Origin of the sequence: Microbacterium sp. KSW4-4 (genome assembly GCF_023091185.1) — a bacterium.
Lineage (GTDB): Bacteria > Actinomycetota > Actinomycetes > Actinomycetales > Microbacteriaceae > Microbacterium > Microbacterium paraoxydans.
Window position 1 is genome coordinate 1011331 of record NZ_JAHWXJ010000001.1, and the last position, 15951, is coordinate 1027281.

15 protein-coding genes and 1 tRNA gene are annotated in these 15951 nt (G+C 70.8%); 4 read left to right on the forward strand and 12 right to left on the reverse strand.

Annotation, left to right across the window (positions count from 1 at the left end):
* Window positions 1–96 precede the first annotated feature (96 nt).
* Window positions 97–714, reverse strand: coding sequence for a 50S ribosomal protein L25/general stress protein Ctc (locus tag KZC57_RS05010; protein ID WP_025105648.1), 618 nt, complete (start codon window positions 712–714; stop codon window positions 97–99).
* A gap of 224 nt (window positions 715–938) precedes the next feature.
* Between KZC57_RS05010 and KZC57_RS16360 the strand changes: the two genes are divergently transcribed.
* Window positions 939–1064, forward strand: a complete 126-nt coding sequence (locus KZC57_RS16360) for a hypothetical protein (protein WP_255218687.1) — start codon at window positions 939–941, stop codon at window positions 1062–1064.
* Here the strand turns inward: KZC57_RS16360 and KZC57_RS05015 are convergent.
* Window positions 1049–1573, reverse strand: coding sequence for a gluconokinase (locus KZC57_RS05015; protein WP_105950185.1), 525 nt, complete (start codon window positions 1571–1573; stop codon window positions 1049–1051). The two genes, KZC57_RS16360 and KZC57_RS05015, sit on opposite strands and share 16 nt — an antisense overlap.
* A 19-nt stretch (window positions 1574–1592) precedes the next feature.
* Window positions 1593–2651: a D-2-hydroxyacid dehydrogenase gene (locus KZC57_RS05020; protein WP_247641182.1), complete on the reverse strand. Its 1059-nt coding sequence runs from the start codon at window positions 2649–2651 to the stop codon at window positions 1593–1595.
* 162 nt (window positions 2652–2813) lie between these two features.
* Between KZC57_RS05020 and gndA the strand changes: the two genes are divergently transcribed.
* On the forward strand, window positions 2814–4268 hold the full coding sequence (gndA, locus tag KZC57_RS05025) for an NADP-dependent phosphogluconate dehydrogenase (protein ID WP_025105645.1): 1455 nt from the start codon (window positions 2814–2816) through the stop codon (window positions 4266–4268).
* A gap of 51 nt (window positions 4269–4319) precedes the next feature.
* Here the strand turns inward: gndA and KZC57_RS05030 are convergent, their stop codons facing one another.
* The 3 genes from KZC57_RS05030 to KZC57_RS05040 all read right to left on the reverse strand — a co-directional run bounded on the left by KZC57_RS05030 (window position 4320) and on the right by KZC57_RS05040 (window position 7877).
* The gene (locus KZC57_RS05030; RefSeq protein ID WP_247641183.1) at window positions 4320–5570 is read right to left on the reverse strand and encodes an FAD-binding oxidoreductase; all 1251 of its coding nucleotides are present in this window, start codon (window positions 5568–5570) and stop codon (window positions 4320–4322) included.
* A 76-nt stretch (window positions 5571–5646) separates the two neighbouring features.
* Window positions 5647–6366: an ABC transporter ATP-binding protein gene (locus KZC57_RS05035; protein WP_247641609.1), complete on the reverse strand. Its 720-nt coding sequence runs from the start codon at window positions 6364–6366 to the stop codon at window positions 5647–5649.
* 47 nt (window positions 6367–6413) lie between these two features.
* Window positions 6414–7877, reverse strand: a complete 1464-nt coding sequence (locus KZC57_RS05040) for an ABC transporter permease (protein WP_247641184.1) — start codon at window positions 7875–7877, stop codon at window positions 6414–6416.
* 164 nt (window positions 7878–8041) lie between these two features.
* On the opposite strand from KZC57_RS05040, the gene KZC57_RS05045 reads away from it, so the two are divergent.
* Both KZC57_RS05045 and KZC57_RS05050 read left to right on the forward strand, forming a co-directional pair.
* Window positions 8042–8770, forward strand: coding sequence for a response regulator transcription factor (locus KZC57_RS05045; RefSeq protein WP_025105641.1), 729 nt, complete (start codon window positions 8042–8044; stop codon window positions 8768–8770).
* 26 nt (window positions 8771–8796) lie between these two features.
* Window positions 8797–10290: a cell wall metabolism sensor histidine kinase WalK gene (locus tag KZC57_RS05050; protein WP_144882487.1), complete on the forward strand. Its 1494-nt coding sequence runs from the start codon at window positions 8797–8799 to the stop codon at window positions 10288–10290.
* A gap of 33 nt (window positions 10291–10323) precedes the next feature.
* Here KZC57_RS05050 and KZC57_RS05055 read toward each other — a convergent pair whose 3' ends face one another.
* The 6 genes from KZC57_RS05055 to KZC57_RS05080 form a co-directional block, all read right to left on the reverse strand.
* Window positions 10324–11898 (reverse strand): FAD-dependent oxidoreductase, encoded by a 1575-nt coding sequence (locus KZC57_RS05055; protein WP_247641185.1) that lies wholly within the window; start codon window positions 11896–11898, stop codon window positions 10324–10326.
* Window positions 11895–12788, reverse strand: coding sequence for an FAD:protein FMN transferase (locus KZC57_RS05060; RefSeq protein ID WP_247641186.1), 894 nt, complete (start codon window positions 12786–12788; stop codon window positions 11895–11897). The genes KZC57_RS05055 and KZC57_RS05060 overlap by 4 nt, the downstream gene beginning before the upstream one ends.
* A gap of 15 nt (window positions 12789–12803) precedes the next feature.
* Window positions 12804–13280, reverse strand: coding sequence for a hypothetical protein (locus KZC57_RS05065; protein WP_187661962.1), 477 nt, complete (start codon window positions 13278–13280; stop codon window positions 12804–12806).
* A 92-nt stretch (window positions 13281–13372) separates the two neighbouring features.
* The gene (locus KZC57_RS05070; RefSeq protein ID WP_025105636.1) at window positions 13373–14407 is read right to left on the reverse strand and encodes a ribose-phosphate diphosphokinase; all 1035 of its coding nucleotides are present in this window, start codon (window positions 14405–14407) and stop codon (window positions 13373–13375) included.
* A gap of 7 nt (window positions 14408–14414) precedes the next feature.
* Window positions 14415–15845 (reverse strand): bifunctional UDP-N-acetylglucosamine diphosphorylase/glucosamine-1-phosphate N-acetyltransferase GlmU, encoded by a 1431-nt coding sequence (gene glmU, locus KZC57_RS05075; RefSeq protein ID WP_105950193.1) that lies wholly within the window; start codon window positions 15843–15845, stop codon window positions 14415–14417.
* 1 nt (window position 15846) lies between these two features.
* Window positions 15847–15918, reverse strand: a tRNA-Gln gene (locus KZC57_RS05080).
* Window positions 15919–15951: the final 33 nt, after the last annotated feature.

The window sequence follows — 15951 nt, forward strand, 5'->3', positions numbered from 1 at the left end:
TCCTCGTCCTCTCTCGCCGGAGCCGTCACCCCGGTCAGGATACGACGGAGGGGACGCGATCCGATCGCGTCCCCTCCGTGATGAAGCAGGCGGAGATCACTCCGCGGCGGCCTCCTCGGACGCCTCGGCGGCGCCCTCGGCGGACTCGCCCTCGGTCTCCTCGTCCTCGACCGGAGCGGCCGGGACGGAGATGGCGACCACGAGGACCTCGGCGTCGGTGAGGAGCGTCGAGCCCTTCGGGAGGGTCACGTCGGCGGCGGTGATGTGCGCGCCCTCCTCGAGACCCTCGACCGAGACCTCGATGTTCTCGGGGATGTGCGTGGCCTCGGCCTCGACCTGGATGGTCGTGGCGTCGAGGTTGACGATGGTGCCGGGAGCCGGCTCGCCGGTCACGACGACGGGGACGTCGATGGCGACCTTCTCGCCCTTCTTCACGACCAGGAGGTCGATGTGCTCGATGATCTGGTGCACCGGGTCCTTCTGCACGTCCTTGACGAGCGCGAGCTGCGAGGTGCCCTCGATGTCGAGGTCGAGCAGCGCGTTGGCGCGACGGATGATCAGGGAGACCTGGTGACCCGGCAGCGCGACGTGCACAGGCTCGGTGCCGTGGCCGTAGATGACCGCGGGGATCTTGCCGGCGGCGCGCAGACGACGGGCGAAGCCCTTGCCGAAGCTGCTGCGCAGCTCGGCGTGGACCGTGGTGTCTTCAGACATGAGGTTCTCCTTCGGGCACGCAGCGAAGGCGCCGCGCGGTGGTCTTGGAATTGTGGACTCGAACGCGGACGCGTGAGGAAAGCCACCGGGCTTGCTTCGCCGCGTCGATCACGGACGTCCGCGCACGCGCAGAAGCGTCCCTCGCCGAGGTACGACTCCATGGTACCGGATGACCCGATAGGCTGAGGACACCGGTCCCCTCTGCAGAAATTCGGAGTACCTCCATGCTCGACGCCGCGTTCCTCTCTCACGTCCTCCTCTGGGTGATCGGCGCCATGTCGCTGTGCGCCGCCGTCGCAACGGGCGCCGCCCTGTTCTCCCTCGGCCGCTCGGGCTACCGCAAGGACTGAGCGCCCCCTGGCGCTCCCGTCACCGCGGTGAGCGCCTTCCGGATCGCCGCCACCTCGCGCCTCAGCGGAAGCGCGGCATCGACCCGGAGCCCCGACTCGTCGTCCGTCAGCGGTTCCCACGCGTCGAGCTGAGAATCGAGCAGCGAGGCCGGCATGAAGTGGTCGGAGCGACCGCCGACCCGCCGTGCGAGCGTCTCCCGTGCCACGCCGAGCTCGACGAAAACGGCGTCCGGTGCTTCCGCCCTGATGGCATCCCGGTAGCGCCGCCGCAGCGCGGAGCACGCGACCACGATGTGCGCCTCCGCGGCGAGCGTCCGTCCGACCACCCGCAGCCACGGCATCCGGTCCTCGTCGTCGAGGGCGATACCCGCCGCCATCTTCTCGACGTTTGTGAGCGGATGCAGGTCGTCCCCGTCCACGAAGCGCGCCCCGAGATCCTCGGCCAGCGCCGCACCCACCGTCGACTTCCCGGAGCCGCTGGGCCCCATCACGACGATGCGCACGCTCATGCCGGCCTGCCGTCGATCCTCAGTAGAACTCGACCGTGTCGACCACTGCACGCAGCTCGCGTCCGTCGAGCAGCCGGGTGGCGTTCTCAGCGAATCGCCGCGCGATGCGCTCCTCTTCCTTCGAGCTGAGCGCCGCGGTGTGCGGACTGACGAGGACGCGGGGGTGCGCCCACAACGGGGACTCGGCGGGCAGCGGCTCCTGCTCGAAGACGTCCAGCCCGGCGAAGCCGACGCGGCCGTCGTCGAGCGCGGCGAGAAGCGCCGTCTCATCGACGACGCTGCCGCGTCCGACGTTGGTGAGGATGACCCCGGGCTTCACCGCCTGCAGGACCTCCTCGCCGATGAGATGCCTGGTCTGCTCGGTGCCCGGCAGCGTGACGACGATCGCGTCGACCTCGCCCACCGCGCCCACGAGCTCGTCGGGCGCGATGAGACGGTCGACACCCTCGACCGCGCGGCCGGAGCGACTGGTCCCCCACACCCGCGCGCCGAGCGCGTGGAACCGGCGGGCGCACTCCGCGCCGATGCCGCCGAGCCCCACCACCAGCACGGTCATCTCGTCGACCTGACGCATCTCCCAGCGGTCGGGCCAGATGCGGCGATCCTGATCCGTCCGCAGGCGTGGAAGGTCCTTCGCCCCGGCGAGCACCGCGAAGACGGCGAACTCGGCGAGCGTGCCGCCGTGGACGCCCGCGCTGGTGGTGAAGACGATGCGGTCGAGATCCGCCCGGTCGAGCCCCGCGGCCTTCACGGTGCTCCCGCCGCCGGCCGCCGTGGTCATGACCCACCGCAGCCGCGGGTTCGCGGACACCGTTCGCGCCAGCGCGTCGGGGTCGACGTCGGGGATGCCGAAGAGGACGTCGGCCGAGTCGACGAGGTCGTCGAACGCCCGCTGCTGCTCCGGCGTGCGAGTGAAGTCAGGATCGCCCGACCAGTCTGCAGGGCCGCGCATCGGAGGCACGAGCGCCGCATCGTGGACGACCTCGAGCCGCGGCTCGAGCTCCTCGATGAGCCCGCACAGCTCCTCCGCCAACGGCACCGCGACGACAGCGCGGACCTTCTTCTCGGACTCCGTCACGACCGACTCCCTCCAGCTCCTGTGCTCTCCTCAGCGTAGAGGTCCCGAGCGTCCGGCCGCCCGCCACCGCGGACGATGACAGGGTCGCGTCACGGGTGCGCCTCGATCCGCCCTACAGCGATACGCTGAACTCAACCCTTCTTCACGACCGAGGAGCCTTCCGTGCCCGAAGCATCAGCGAACATCGGAGTCGTCGGACTCGCCGTCATGGGGTCGAACCTCGCCCGCAACCTCGCGAGCCGCGAGGGCAACACCGTGGCGATCTTCAACCGCAGCTACGAGAAGACGCAGACCCTCCTCGACGAGCATCCCGAGGCGGGCTTCATTCCGGCGAAGACCTACCAGGAGTTCGCCGATTCGCTGCAGAAGCCGCGTACCGCGATCATCATGGTCAAGGCCGGAGCTCCGACCGACGCCGTGATCGACTCCCTCGTCGAGGTCTTCGAGCCGGGCGACATCATCGTCGACGGCGGCAACGCCTACTTCCCGGACACCATCCGCCGCGAGAAGGCCGTCCGCGAGACCGGCATCAACTTCGTCGGCGCCGGCATCTCCGGCGGCGAGGAGGGGGCCCTCACGGGTCCCTCCATCATGCCGGGCGGCTCCGACGAGTCCTGGGTCACGCTCGGACCCATCCTGAAGTCCATCGCCGCGGTCGCCGAGGGCGAGCCGTGCGTGACGCACGTCGGCCACGATGGCGCCGGCCACTTCGTCAAGATGGTGCACAACGGCATCGAGTACGCCGACATGCAGCTCATCGCCGAGGCCTACGACCTCATCCGTCGCGGCACCGGCAAGACGCCCGCGGAGATCGCCGAGATCTTCGCCGAGTGGAACCGCGGCGAGCTGGAGTCGTACCTCATCGAGATCACCGCCGAGGTGCTGCGGCAGGTCGACGCGTCCACCGGCAAGCCGCTCGTCGACGTCATCCTGGACCAGGCCGGCGCGAAGGGCACCGGTGCCTGGACCGTGCAGACCGCGCTCTCGCTCGGCGTTCCGGTCTCGGGTATCGCCGAGGCGACGTTCGCCCGCTCCCTCTCCTCGCACCCCGAGCAGCGCGCGGTCGCCGCGGCGCTTCCTGGCCCGGACGAGGAGTTCACGGTCCCGGCCGACGAGGTCGACGCCTTCGTCGAGGACGTCCGCCTGGCGCTCTACGCCTCCAAGATCGTCGCCTACTCGCAGGGCTTCGACGAGATCCGCGCTGGTGCCGCCGAGTACGGCTGGAACATCGATCTCGGTGCGATCTCCAAGATCTGGCGCGGCGGCTGCATCATCCGCGCACAGTTCCTGAACCGGATCGCGGACGCCTACGCCGAGACCCCCGACCTGCCGGTGCTGATGACGGCTCCGTACTTCGCCGAGGCGCTCACCCGCGGCCAGGCGGCATGGCGCCGCGTGGTGGTCACGGCGGCGCAGTCCGGCATCCCGGCTCCCGCGTTCTCGTCGTCGTTGTCGTACTACGACGGCATCCGCGCCGACCGCCTTCCGGCTGCTCTCGTGCAGGGCCAGCGCGACTTCTTCGGCGCGCACACCTACAAGCGCATCGACAAGGAGGGCACCTTCCACACGCTGTGGTCGGGCGACCGCTCCGAGATCGAGGCCGAAGACACGCACTGACCTCGGGTCTGCGAAGGGCCGGGCACCGTACGGTGCCCGGCCCTTCGTGCGTCAGACGAGGATGTTGTGGTTGCGGCGGAACACGTTCTGCGGGTCCCACTGCGCCTTCACCGCCCGCAGACGGGCGTAGCCGTCGCGGCCGTACATCCCGGACACCGCGTCCGGTCGCTCGCGGTCGACGAAGTTGCTGTACTCGGCGAGGCGGCCCTCGACGATCCGCTGCGCGTCGGCGGCGGCTTTCTCACGCCCCTGCTCGTCGAGCAGTCCGGGGATGTCGAAGGCACCGGCCATGACGAACCAGGTCGCGCTGCGCGCCGGGAATGCCGTCTCCTCCTGCGGCACGTCGCCGAACGCCCCGCCGAGGGACCGGAGGAAGACGACCGAGGCGGGGAACTCCCGCCGATACGCCACCAGCCGATCGATCGTCTCATCGTCGAGGTCGGCGACGAGCCCGTTCCCGCCGAGGAACCCGGGAGGGGCGGGAGCCTCGCCGCCCTCGGGCTGCGGCATCTCCATCAGGATGTCCCGGTAGGCGGGCTCGGTGATCTCCGTCGTGACACCGTCGAGGGCGGTGATCGGCGCGAGCTCCACACGCAGCGCCTCCGGGTCGGGCCCTGCCCACACGGCGGTCAGCCGGGCACCGGCCGGAGCACTCGGGTCCATGGGCGGCACGTCCATGTACGTGACGGTCAGTTCGCGCGGGGCGTCGCGGAGGAGTTCGCGCGCAGCCCGGAGCACGGCCGTCGCGTCACCTTCGACGACGGACTCGGCCAGCGCGATCCCCGGCAGACGATGCGCCTCGAAATCGAAACGGGTGACGATGCCGAAGTTGCCGCCACCGCCGCGCAGCGCCCAGAACAGGTCGGGATGCTGCGTGGCCGACACCTCCACCACGTCTCCGCTCGCGGTGACGACCTGGGCGCCGACGAGCTGATCGACGGCGAGGCCCCAGGCGCGCACCATCCAGCCGATGCCGCCGCCGAGCGTGAGACCGCCGACACCGACGCTGGCCGTGTCGCCGGAGCTCAGGGCGAGGCCATGGGCGGCGAGGGCTGTCGCGACATCGCCCCAGACAGCACCGCCACCGAGGCGTACGGCGGTGCCGTCGACCTCGATCGAGGAGAGCTCCCCGAGTTCGAGCCGCAGACCGGGGGCGGAGGCGTGGGACCAGGGCCCGTGGCCGCCGGAGACGACGGTCAGGGGGACCGCCTCCTGCGCGGCGGCGCGGACGAGCGCGGCCACCTCGGAGACGGTGGAGGGACGGTGGACGGTGGGCTGTGCGGATTCGACGTGGTCGACCATGAGCACACGGTAGACCCGGGGTCGGACATCGCGGAAGAGGGGCGGCTCGCCGTCCGCCCCTCCCCCGCGCCGCCGGCTATCGGGTGATGTCTTTCACCGTCCCCTGCGTCAGACGCAGTCGCTTCGTCGCGCGTCGCGCCACCGCGGAGTCGTGCGTGACCACGACCATGGTGATGCCCTCCGCGCACAGCCGCTCGAGGAGGTCGAGGATCTCGTCGCGCATCCTCTCGTCGAGGTTGCCCGTCGGCTCGTCCGCGAGCAGCACCCGCGGGCGCTTGACGATCGCCCGCGCGATCGCGACGCGCTGCTGCTGTCCGCCGGACAGCTCCGCGGGGCGATGGTCTCCGCGGTCCGCCAGGCCGACGTGGGCGAGGGCGGCGGTGACCCGCGTGCGTCGTTCCGCCGGGTCGATGCCGAGCGGCTCCAGGGCCATGTCGACGTTCTCCGCCGCCGTCAGCGTCGGGATCAGGTTGAACCCCTGGAAGACGAAGCCGATCTCCTGCGCCCGGATCCGTCCCAGCTCCGACGGCGACGCCGACGACAGTTCACGGCCGTCCAGCTGCAGCGTCCCGGAGGTCGGGGTGTCGAGCGCCCCCAGCAGCTGCAGCAGCGTCGACTTGCCCCCTCCGGTCGGCCCCTGGATCGTGACGAAGGCGCCGGGCATGATCTCCAGGTCGACGCCGGTGAGCGCCGTCACCGTCCGTCCCCTCCGCGTATAGGTGCGGGTGACGCCCGTCGCCCGGTACAGCGGGGTCGCCGCAGACGAGGCCGGAACGCGGGCCTCGGAATCCGTCATCGTGGTCATCTCGGTCTCCTTCTCTCCTGCGTGGTTCGCGACGTCGCTCATGCGACGGACCGCAGGGCCTCGGCCGGGCTCAGTCGCGCCGCCCGCCAGCCTCCGAAGGCGCCGGCGACGAGTCCGCCCAGCACCGCGAGACCCACGGCGGCGACGAGCACCCAGGGGGTCAGCGGTGCCTGCAGCACGATGTCGGCGGTCTCCGCGCCCGGGGCCATGCCGCCGGGGCCGCCGAAGCCTCCTCCTCCGTCCGGGCCTCCGCCGACGGCCGTGGATCCGGCGGCCACGGTCGGCTGCACGACGGTGATGATCAGGATCCCGGCGAGGCCGAGCACGAGGCCTGCTGCTCCGCCGAGGAGTCCCTGCACCATCGACTCCCCGGCGACCTGGCGCACGACGCGGCCGTTCGACCACCCCATCGCCTTGAGCGTGCCGAACTCGCGGGTGCGGCGGCCGACGCCGGAGAGGGTGAGGAGCACCGAGAGCAGCACGGCGACGGCGAGGACGATGATCGACAGCCAGGTGCCGAGATTCGTGACGAGCGCCGTCGCGTTCGAGAGCGAGCCGGACACGGTCGCGGCGAGCTCGGACTGCGAGGAGACGGTGGCGTCGGGAAGCTCCTCCGCCAGGGCCGTCTGCACCTCGTCGATGGACGACGCCGAATCCGCCTGCACGTACACCGTGGAGATCTCGTCCTCGACGCCGGCCAGCTCCTGTGCGGTGTCGAGCGGGAGGTAGACGTCCGCCGCGGTGTCTGCGGCATCGGACGCCGACGTGAGGAGGCCGACGACCTCGACGTCGGAGCCCGCGACGTCCAGGGTGTCGCCGACGGCGATGTCCTCCGTCGCCGCGTACGTGCTGTCCACCAGAGCGACGAGGTCTCCGCTGTCGTCGGCGTCCAGCCCACGCCCCTCGCCGATCTCGGCGGAGGCCAGCGGGCCGACTTCGGTCGCGGACGGGTCGATGCCGAGGACGGTGAACGAGTCGATGCCGAACGCCCCGCCCCCGCGGCCCCCGCCGCCCTGCGGAGGCGCCTGGCCCTCCGCGGGCGCCTCGCCGCCCTCTGCGCCGTCCTGCCCGCCGAAGCCGCCGCTCGGCAGCTCGCCGGAGAAGGTCGAGTTCGTCAGGCTCAGCGCTCCGGTCGCGGCCGCGACGCCGTCGGTGCCGGCCACCGTGTCCAGCACCGCGGCGTCGAGCGTCGTCCGGCCGAAGTCCGTGCGCAGGGTCGACTGCTCCAGGGTCGTGGTCTCGCCGTCGCTCTCGCCCGCGTCCTCGTCGAACTCGAACCGCGGTCCTGTCCCGTCGCCCGGTTCCGCGGCGGCACCCGTGACGGTCAGATCCGTCCCCACTCCGTAGACCGCTGCCAGCGACTGCGCCTGGGCGTCGCGCACACCGGTCGTCAGGGCGTTCACCACGATCACGAGTCCGATCGCGATCGCGAGCCCGATGGCCACGATCGCCGTCTGCTTCTTGCGGCCCGCGAGTTCGCGCCGCAGATATCGTCCGTACATGTCTCTCCTCCCGCCGCGACGATCGCGGCGCGGAACCGACGCTAGGGACGACCGTTATGCGGATTCGAGGGACGGATGATGAGGGTTCTATGAGGCGGACATCTCCCAGAGAACCCATAGCCTGCTCCATAGAAATCACATAGGAAGTTCCGCAGAATAGAGGCATGACCAGCGACCTGCCCGAACTGCGCCGCCCCGACGGCTCCCCTCTGCGCATCCTCGCCGTGGACGACGAGCAGATGCTCACCGATCTGCTCGCCATGGCCCTGCGCATGGAGGGCTGGGAGGTGCGCACCGCCTCCTCCGGCCTCGAGGCGATCCAGGTCGCGAAGGAGTTCGAACCGGACGCCCTCGTGCTCGACATCATGATGCCCGACCTCGACGGGATGGCCGTGCTGAAGCGCCTCCGCGAAGCAGGCAACCTCGTCCCGGTCCTCTTCCTCACGGCGAAGGATGCCGTGGGCGACCGCGTCGCCGGGCTCACCGCCGGGGGCGACGATTACGTGACCAAGCCGTTCAGCCTGGAGGAGGTGATCGCCCGGCTCCGCGCGATCATCCGGCGCACCGGACACGCCAGCGCCGACGACGGGCAGTCGATCCTCCGCGTCGCCGATCTCACGCTCAACGAGGACAGCCACGAGGTCGTCCGGGACGGCGTGGAGATCGAGCTGACCGCGACCGAGTTCGAGTTGCTGCGCTACCTCATGCGCAACGAACGCCGGGTGCTGTCCAAGGCGCAGATCCTGGACCGCGTCTGGAGCTACGACTTCGGTGGCAAGTCGTCGGTCGTGGAGCTCTACATCTCGTACCTTCGGAAGAAGATCGACGCCGGCCGCACGCCCCTCCTGCACACCGTGCGCGGCGTCGGCTACATGATCAAGGCCCCGCAGTGAGCGGAGCGACGGTGACGCGGCGGCCCATGAGCCTGCAGACGCGGCTGATGACCGCGGTGATCGGGTTCGTGTCGCTGATCCTCGTCATCGTCGCCGTCATCACCAGCGCCACCCTGGGCAGCACGCTCGAGGACCAGCTCGACAACAAGGTGAAGACCTACGCTGCGACGATCCGGGACGGGATCGTGGAGCGGGTCGCGCCCTCCGAGGCGACCGTCGACAACATCCTCCCCCTCCTCAACACCCGCGTCCCCGGGCTGCTGCTCTCGCTCGGGAGCCCCGTGGCCGGACCGAGCGGCGTCACGTTCCAGGAGAGCCGTGGGGCGTTGAACAGCACGCCGCAGTCGCTCACTCCCGAGCAGTTGCAGAGGTTGTACGGCACGGTCGCGCTCGGCACCCCTGCCACGGTCTCGTTCGACGGCCTCGGCTCGTATCGGGTCGTCGCGACCACCGCGAGCAACGGCGTCGTCGTCGTCACGGGACTCCCCCGCGACGATGTCCAGAATCAGCTCACGCAGCTCCTCACCGTGATCCTGCTCGCGACGGCGGGCGGCCTGATCCTCCTCGCCCTGACGACGGCGGTCACGATCCGGGTCGGGCTTCGGCCGCTGCGGGCGGTTGCAGCGACCGCGACGAGAGTCGCCAATCAGCAGCTCGACCGCGGCGAGGTCAGCATCACCGAGCGCGTACCGGCGAGCGAGGCCGATCCGCGGACGGAGACCGGGCTCGTCGGCGCCGCGCTCAACAAGCTCCTCGACCACGTGGACACGTCCCTCGCGGCGCGCCAGAAGAACGAGGAGCAGATGCGCCGGTTCGTCGCCGACGCGAGCCATGAGCTGCGCACGCCGCTGGCCTCGATCCGCGGCTACTCGGAGCTCTCGTTGCGAGCGCTGCGTCAGGCACCGGAGGCGACGAAGGAAGACGCGGTCATCGAGGGCACGACCTCCTCCTTGGAGCGCATCCAGGCGCAGTCGCTGCGCATGACACGGCTCGTGGAGGATCTCCTGCTCCTCGCCCGTCTCGACGAGGGACGAGAACTCGTGTACGGCACGGTCGACCTCGCCCAGCTCGCCCTCGAGGGCCTCTCGGATGCGCGGCCGACGGCGGTCGATCATCACTGGAACATCGAGGTGCCGGATGAGCCGGTCACCGTCGTCGGTGATGCCGGGCGGCTGCATCAGGTCGTCGCGAACCTGCTGGCCAATGCCAGGACCCACACCCCCGCGGGGACCACGGTGACGCTGAGCGTGGCCCGGGAGGGCGACGAGGCCGTGCTCCGCGTGCACGACGACGGCCCGGGGATCGATCCCGCCCTCCGCGACGAGCTCTTCGCCCGGTTCGCCCGCGGGGACAGCTCCCGCGCCCGGCAGACCGGAGGGACCGGGCTCGGTCTCGCGATCGTGAAGGCCATCGTGGAGGGCCACCACGGCCACATCTCGGTCGACAGCGAGCCCGGCGACACGACCTTCACGGTCCGGATCCCGATGACTCCTCCCGGCGAGACTCCGCCCGACGCCTGACCCGGGGCCGCGAAGGGGAGGAAGAGGGTCAGGTCAGTAGCCGGCGAAGGCGTCGGTGGTGAGCGAACGGGCCTTCTGCAGCGCGGGCGCGAGGTCGGCGATGAGCCGCGGCGGGCCGGAGATGAAGGCGTGCCGCGCCGAGAGGTCCCCCACCGCGCGCTCCAGGGTCTCCGCGTCCAGGCGGGCGCCCTGCGCCCAGGTCCAGTGCGCGGGGAGGTCGTCCGGCTCATCACGGGTGAACACGACGGTGCGCACACCCGTCGCGGCGAGCTCGTCGCGGAAGGCGAGCTCCTCCGCCGAGGACGCCACGTAGACGAGGACGACGTCGCGCCGCTCCCCCGTCGCCTGAAGCTGCCGGAGCTGCGACACGAACGGTGTCACACCGATGCCTGCCGCGACCATGAGCACCGGCTGCTCACCGCGCGGGAGGATGAAGTCGCCCCAGGTTCCGGTCACCGCGAACGTCGCACCGGGCTCGGCTGCCGCGAGAGCCCGCTTGTAGCTCGACGGGTGCTGCTGGTCGCCGTTCTTGTACGCGATGCGGAGGATCGGCAGGTCGGCCGGAGCGGACACGATGCTGAACTCGCGGCGCGTCCCGCGCGCGTCAGGGCGCCGATGCGGGACATCGAGCTCGAGGTACTGCCCGGGGAGGAACCGCACGCGTCCCTTCGCCCGGAACGTGAGCTCCTGCGCGGTCGGCGTCACGAAGGCACGGCGCTCCAGGACGAGACGGACGGACCCGCGGAGCGCGAACGCGAAGGCCACGAGATTGCCGATGAGGAGGGCGCGCTCCTGACCGAGCGTGAAGAGGCCCGCGACGGCGATCGGCCACCCCGCGAGCACGCCCACCACGACGGCGACGACGAGCTGCTGCCGACGACGCGGCGGAAGGGTCAACGGCTCGGACAGCATGAACGCGCCGAGGAAGAGGAACGGTGACTGGAGCATGGCGAACGACACGGCCGTCATGAAGTCGAAGGAGACGTCGAACTGCGCGGCCTGCACTGCCTGCCGCACGGTCGAGGTGGCGACGGCGACCACGAGGAAGAGCAGGACGACGCCGACCTTCTCCGTACGCCACAGCACGGCGAGCCCGAGGAGGACGACGGGGATCACGAGAACCGGCGTGCCGACCCACCACGAGGACGAGGTGCCGAGCCAGCTGAAGGCGTCGAACGCCCCCAGGATCGATACGACCGCCGCACCGAACGCCGCCGGGTTGAAGATGTGGCGTCCTCGCCAGGCGATGAGGTACTTGGACGCGCTGGCCACCGCACCGGCGATCCCGAGACCGAGCAACGCCGACGGCTCGATGCCGGGACGCAGCACGAACAGCAGGATGAGGGCAGTGACGAGGGAGGACTCCACGCGCCAGGGCAGGCGGAGCAGGCGCTGCGCGACCGCGTCCACGGCCGAGATCACGACCGCGAGCACGAGGAAGGACGCCACCAGCTCCCCCGGCGTCGGAGACACGATCACCCCGAACAGGGACAGCACGAGGGCGATGATGGCCAGTGCCGTCAGCGCGAACAGCACGAGGCGGTACATCGACAGCGCGCCGAGGACGGCGAGGACGCGCTGGCGGGCGGCGGCGAAGGCGGTGGTCATGGGTTCCTGTCTCCCCGGGTTCCGGCAGCAGCGGCGGGTGCCGCGGTGAAGAGCTCGGCGTGGCAACCGGGCGAGCGCTGCACACGGCCGTCGGTGGTCATGCGCACCCACTCGACGCCCCAGCGGGCGGCCAGCTCCGGGCCGCCGTCGAAGAACAGCGCGGTGGCCACGGCATCCGCCGTCATCGCCTGCGGGGCGAGAGCCCACGTCGCGGCCCAGGTGCGGACGGGCCGTCCCGTCCGCGCATCGAGCACGTGGTGGAGGCCCTCGCCCCAGGCCCGTCGATTGACGGCCGAGGCGCACAGCGCGCCGTCTGTGATCTCGACCACGCCGATCGCCTTCCGCGCATCGAACGGGTGCTCGAGAGCGACGCGCACGCCGGCGCCGCGCACCCGGATGTCTCCGCCGGCATCCACGACCACGTCCCCGGGAACGTCGGCCAGCACCGCCATCACGCGATCGACGAGACGCCCCTTGCCGAGGGCACCCACGTCGAGGAGGGCGGGCTCGTGCGCCTCGACCGTGTCCGCCGCCCAGGTCAGCCGGGACGTCCAGGAGGCGGGAGCGGGGCGGGGCTCCCCCGCCCGCAGCGAGTAGGCGGCGTCATAGCCCAGGGCCTCCAGGCTGTCGGCGACCAGGGGGTTCACCGCACCGGCCGTCGCGGCATCGAGCTCGCGATAGGCATCGAGCATCGGCCCCGCGTCCGGAGCGGTCAGCGAGCCGCCCGACCGGCCGAGACGCACCACGTCGGAGTCGTCGCGGAAGCGGGACCAGAGGCGATCGAAGCGCTCGATCTCGGCGGTCACGGCCGCGCGGACGTCATCCGTGAGCGGGGCACCGGTCTCGATCTCCCACCCGGTGCCGATCGCCTCGAATCGCCACTCCCCCATGAGGACGCCTCGCGCCTAGGCGGCGGCCTGCTCCTTGATGGAGGCCACGGCGTCGTTGAAGCCGCCGCTCGTGAGCGAGGACCCGGCGACGCGGCTGACGTTCAGCTCGTCGATCGGCTTCCCCACGACCTCGTCGGCGATCCCGTCGATGAACTCGCCCTGGTACCGCTCGGTCTCCGGAGCCTTCGGGTCGCCGGACACCTCGACCTCCGTCACGACGCCGTCGGCGAGGGTGAGCGTGACGGTGATCTCCTCCACCGTCTCCGGGGTCTGGTACGAGCCGTCGGCGGTGTACGTGCCGTCGGTGTAGGTGCCGGAGGCGTCACCCCCGCTCGATGAGGACGAGGAGCTCGACCCCGCGGTCTCGTCGGTGCCGGTCGAGGTGTCTGCGGCGTCGCCGGTCGACGAGCATCCCGCGAGGACGAACAGCCCTGCGACCCCGAGGAGGGCAGTGCCGGTGCGGACAGAGGTCGGAACGGTCGTGCGGATCATGGGGTCCTCCGTGGTCGTCGTCGGTCGACTCTTCCGTCGATGACTCGACCGTAAGCAGCCCGGCTATGCACGGGCTGTGCCGTCCCGATGAGTTACGCGTCTCCGCCGAACATGCTCGTGACGGAGCCGTCTTCGAAGACCTCATGGATCGCCCGCGCGAGCAGCGGCGCGATCGGCAGCACCGTGAGGTTCTCCCAGCGACGCGACGCGGAGAGCGGGATGGTGTCCGTGACGACGACCTCGTCGATCGCCGCGTCCTGCAGCCGCTCGGAGGCCGGGTCGCTGAAGATCGCGTGGGTCGCCGCGACGATCACGCGGTGCGCGCCGTTCGCCTTGAGCGCCTGCGCCGCCTTGACGATCGTGCCGCCGGTGTCGATCATGTCGTCGACGAGGAGACAGGTGCGTCCCTCCACGGTGCCGACGATCTCGTGCACGGAGACCTGGTTGGCGACCTTCGGGTCGCGGCGCTTGTGGATGATCGCGAGCGGCGCGCCGAGGCTGTCCGACCAGGTGTCGGCGACGCGAACGCGCCCCATATCCGGGGAGACGACCGTGAGGATCTCGCGGTCCTCCGGCGTGAGCGTGCGCTCGAAGTGGTCCAGGAGCACCGGCTTGGCGAACAGGTGGTCGACGGGGCCGTCGAAGAAGCCCTGGATCTGGGCGGCGTGCAGGTCGACGCTCATCACGCGGTCGGCGCCTGCCGTCTTCAGCAGATCGGCGACGAGGCGGGCGCTGATGGGCTCACGGCCACGGCCCTTCTTGTCCTGACGCGAATACGGATAGTACGGCGCGACGACGGTGATGCGCTTGGCCGAAGCGCGCTTGGCGGCGTCGATCATGATGAGCGTCTCCATGAGCCACTCGTTGACCGGCTCCCCGAAGGTCTGCACGAGGAAGAGGTCGCAGCCTCGGATCGAGACCTCGAAGCGCGCGTAGATCTCGCCGGAGGCGAAGGTGCGGTGCTCGACCGGAGCGATCTCGGTGCCGAGCGAAGCGGCGACGGCCGCCGTCAGCTCGGGATGCGATCGACCACCAGCGATGACCAGACGCTTCTTCGTCTTGGCGACGAGGCCGGGGGCCACGCCGTTGTCGCGATCCAGGTCGACCGTCTTCTTCTTCCGGGCCATGCTCCGCCTATTCCGCCGAATTCTCCCGGGCCGCGGCATCCGCCGCGCCCGTCCCTGCTCTGTTCTTCTCGACCCACCCCTCGATGTTGCGCTGGGGGGCCACGCTCATGGCCAGGGCACCGGCCGGGACGTCCTTGCGGACGACGGCGCCGGCGCCGGTCTTCGCACCAGGACCAAGCCTAACGGGCGCGACCAGCACCGTGTGCGAGCCGGTGTGCACCTCGTCGCCGATCTCCGTGCGGTGCTTGTTGACGTCGTCGTAGTTCGCCGTGATGGTGCTCGCGCCGAGGTTGACGCCACGGCCGATCGTCGCATCGCCCACGTACGACAGGTGCGGCACCTTGCTCCCCTCGCCGATCTCGGCGTTCTTCGTCTCGACGTAGGCGCCGATCTTGCCCTTCGGGCCGAGCACGGTGCCGGCGCGGAGGTAGGAGAACGGGCCCACGGTCGCCTCGGCGCCGATCACGGCCAGAGTGGCGTCGGTGCGACGGACGACCGCATCCTCTCCCACTTCGCAGTCGACGAGAGTCGTGTCCGGTCCGATCGTCGCGCCCGCGGCGATCGTCGTCGCGCGCAGGATCTGCGTGTTCGGCAGGATCGTGACGTCGGGGGCGAGCGTGGCGTCGTCGTCGATCCACGTCGTGGCCGGGTCGACGATGGTGACGCCCTCGAGCTGCCAGCGACGGACGATGCGGGCATTCAGACGACGGCCGACCTCGGCGAGCTGGGCGCGGTCGTTGACCCCGAACGTGACCTCGACGTCCGACACGATCGACGCCGCGACCCGGTCGCCGTCCCGGCGCACGAGGCCGGGCACGTCGGTCAGGTACATCTCCCCCTGGGCGTTGTCCACGCCGATCCGGGGCAGGTAGGTGCGCAGTGTGGCAGCACGGAAGACGTACATGCCGGCGTTGATCTCGCTGACCGCCGCCTCCTCCGCCGTCGCGTCCTTCTGCTCGACGATGCGGTCCACGGTGCCGTCGGCATCGCGGATGACCCGCCCGTAGCCGGTGGGGTCGTCGACGAGGGCGGTCATGAGGGTCGCCGGCGCTCCGGAGGCGCGGTGCTCGGCGAGGAACGTCGAGAGCGTCTCGGCATCGGCCAGCGGGCAGTCGCCGGAGAGCACGAGCACGTCGCCGTCGAAGTCTGCGGGGAGCGCGTCGACGGCGACCTGGACGGCGCGGCCCGTGCCCGGAACCTCGTCCTGGTCGATGAAGACGGCGTCCGGGTAGTCCTCACGCAGCGCGGAGACGACCTGATCGCGCTCGTGCCGCACGACGACCTCGATGTGCGACGGGTGCAGCCGAGTCGCCGTCGTCAGCACGTGTCCGACCAGAGGCCGCCCGCTGATCCGGTGCAGCACCTTCGGCAGGCGCGACTTCATGCGCGTGCCTTGGCCCGCGGCGAGGACGACGACGGCGAGGTTGTTCTCAGTCATGCTCCGCCGCCAGGACTCGAACCTAGACCTCACAGCTCCAAAGGCTGTCGTGCTGCCATTACACCACGGCGGACCGCGCTGCCCCCGGGGCACCGCCCGATAAGTC

Coding starts and splice junctions, on each gene's coding strand:
- KZC57_RS05070 (WP_025105636.1), bottom strand. CDS start 14,407: ATGGCCCGGAAGAAGAAGACGGTCGACCTGGATCGCGACAACGGCGTG.
- KZC57_RS05015 (WP_105950185.1), bottom strand. CDS start 1,573: ATGAGCGTGCGCATCGTCGTGATGGGGCCCAGCGGCTCCGGGAAGTCG.
- KZC57_RS05045 (WP_025105641.1), top strand. CDS start 8,042: ATGACCAGCGACCTGCCCGAACTGCGCCGCCCCGACGGCTCCCCTCTG.
- KZC57_RS05030 (WP_247641183.1), bottom strand. CDS start 5,570: ATGGTCGACCACGTCGAATCCGCACAGCCCACCGTCCACCGTCCCTCC.
- KZC57_RS05055 (WP_247641185.1), bottom strand. CDS start 11,898: ATGACCACCGCCTTCGCCGCCGCCCGCCAGCGCGTCCTCGCCGTCCTC.
- glmU (WP_105950193.1), bottom strand. CDS start 15,845: ATGACTGAGAACAACCTCGCCGTCGTCGTCCTCGCCGCGGGCCAAGGC.
- KZC57_RS05040 (WP_247641184.1), bottom strand. CDS start 7,877: ATGTACGGACGATATCTGCGGCGCGAACTCGCGGGCCGCAAGAAGCAG.
- KZC57_RS05050 (WP_144882487.1), top strand. CDS start 8,797: ATGAGCCTGCAGACGCGGCTGATGACCGCGGTGATCGGGTTCGTGTCG.
- KZC57_RS16360 (WP_255218687.1), top strand. CDS start 939: ATGCTCGACGCCGCGTTCCTCTCTCACGTCCTCCTCTGGGTGATCGGC.
- KZC57_RS05060 (WP_247641186.1), bottom strand. CDS start 12,788: ATGGGGGAGTGGCGATTCGAGGCGATCGGCACCGGGTGGGAGATCGAG.
- KZC57_RS05010 (WP_025105648.1), bottom strand. CDS start 714: ATGTCTGAAGACACCACGGTCCACGCCGAGCTGCGCAGCAGCTTCGGC.
- KZC57_RS05035 (WP_247641609.1), bottom strand. CDS start 6,366: ATGACGGATTCCGAGGCCCGCGTTCCGGCCTCGTCTGCGGCGACCCCG.
- KZC57_RS05065 (WP_187661962.1), bottom strand. CDS start 13,280: ATGATCCGCACGACCGTTCCGACCTCTGTCCGCACCGGCACTGCCCTC.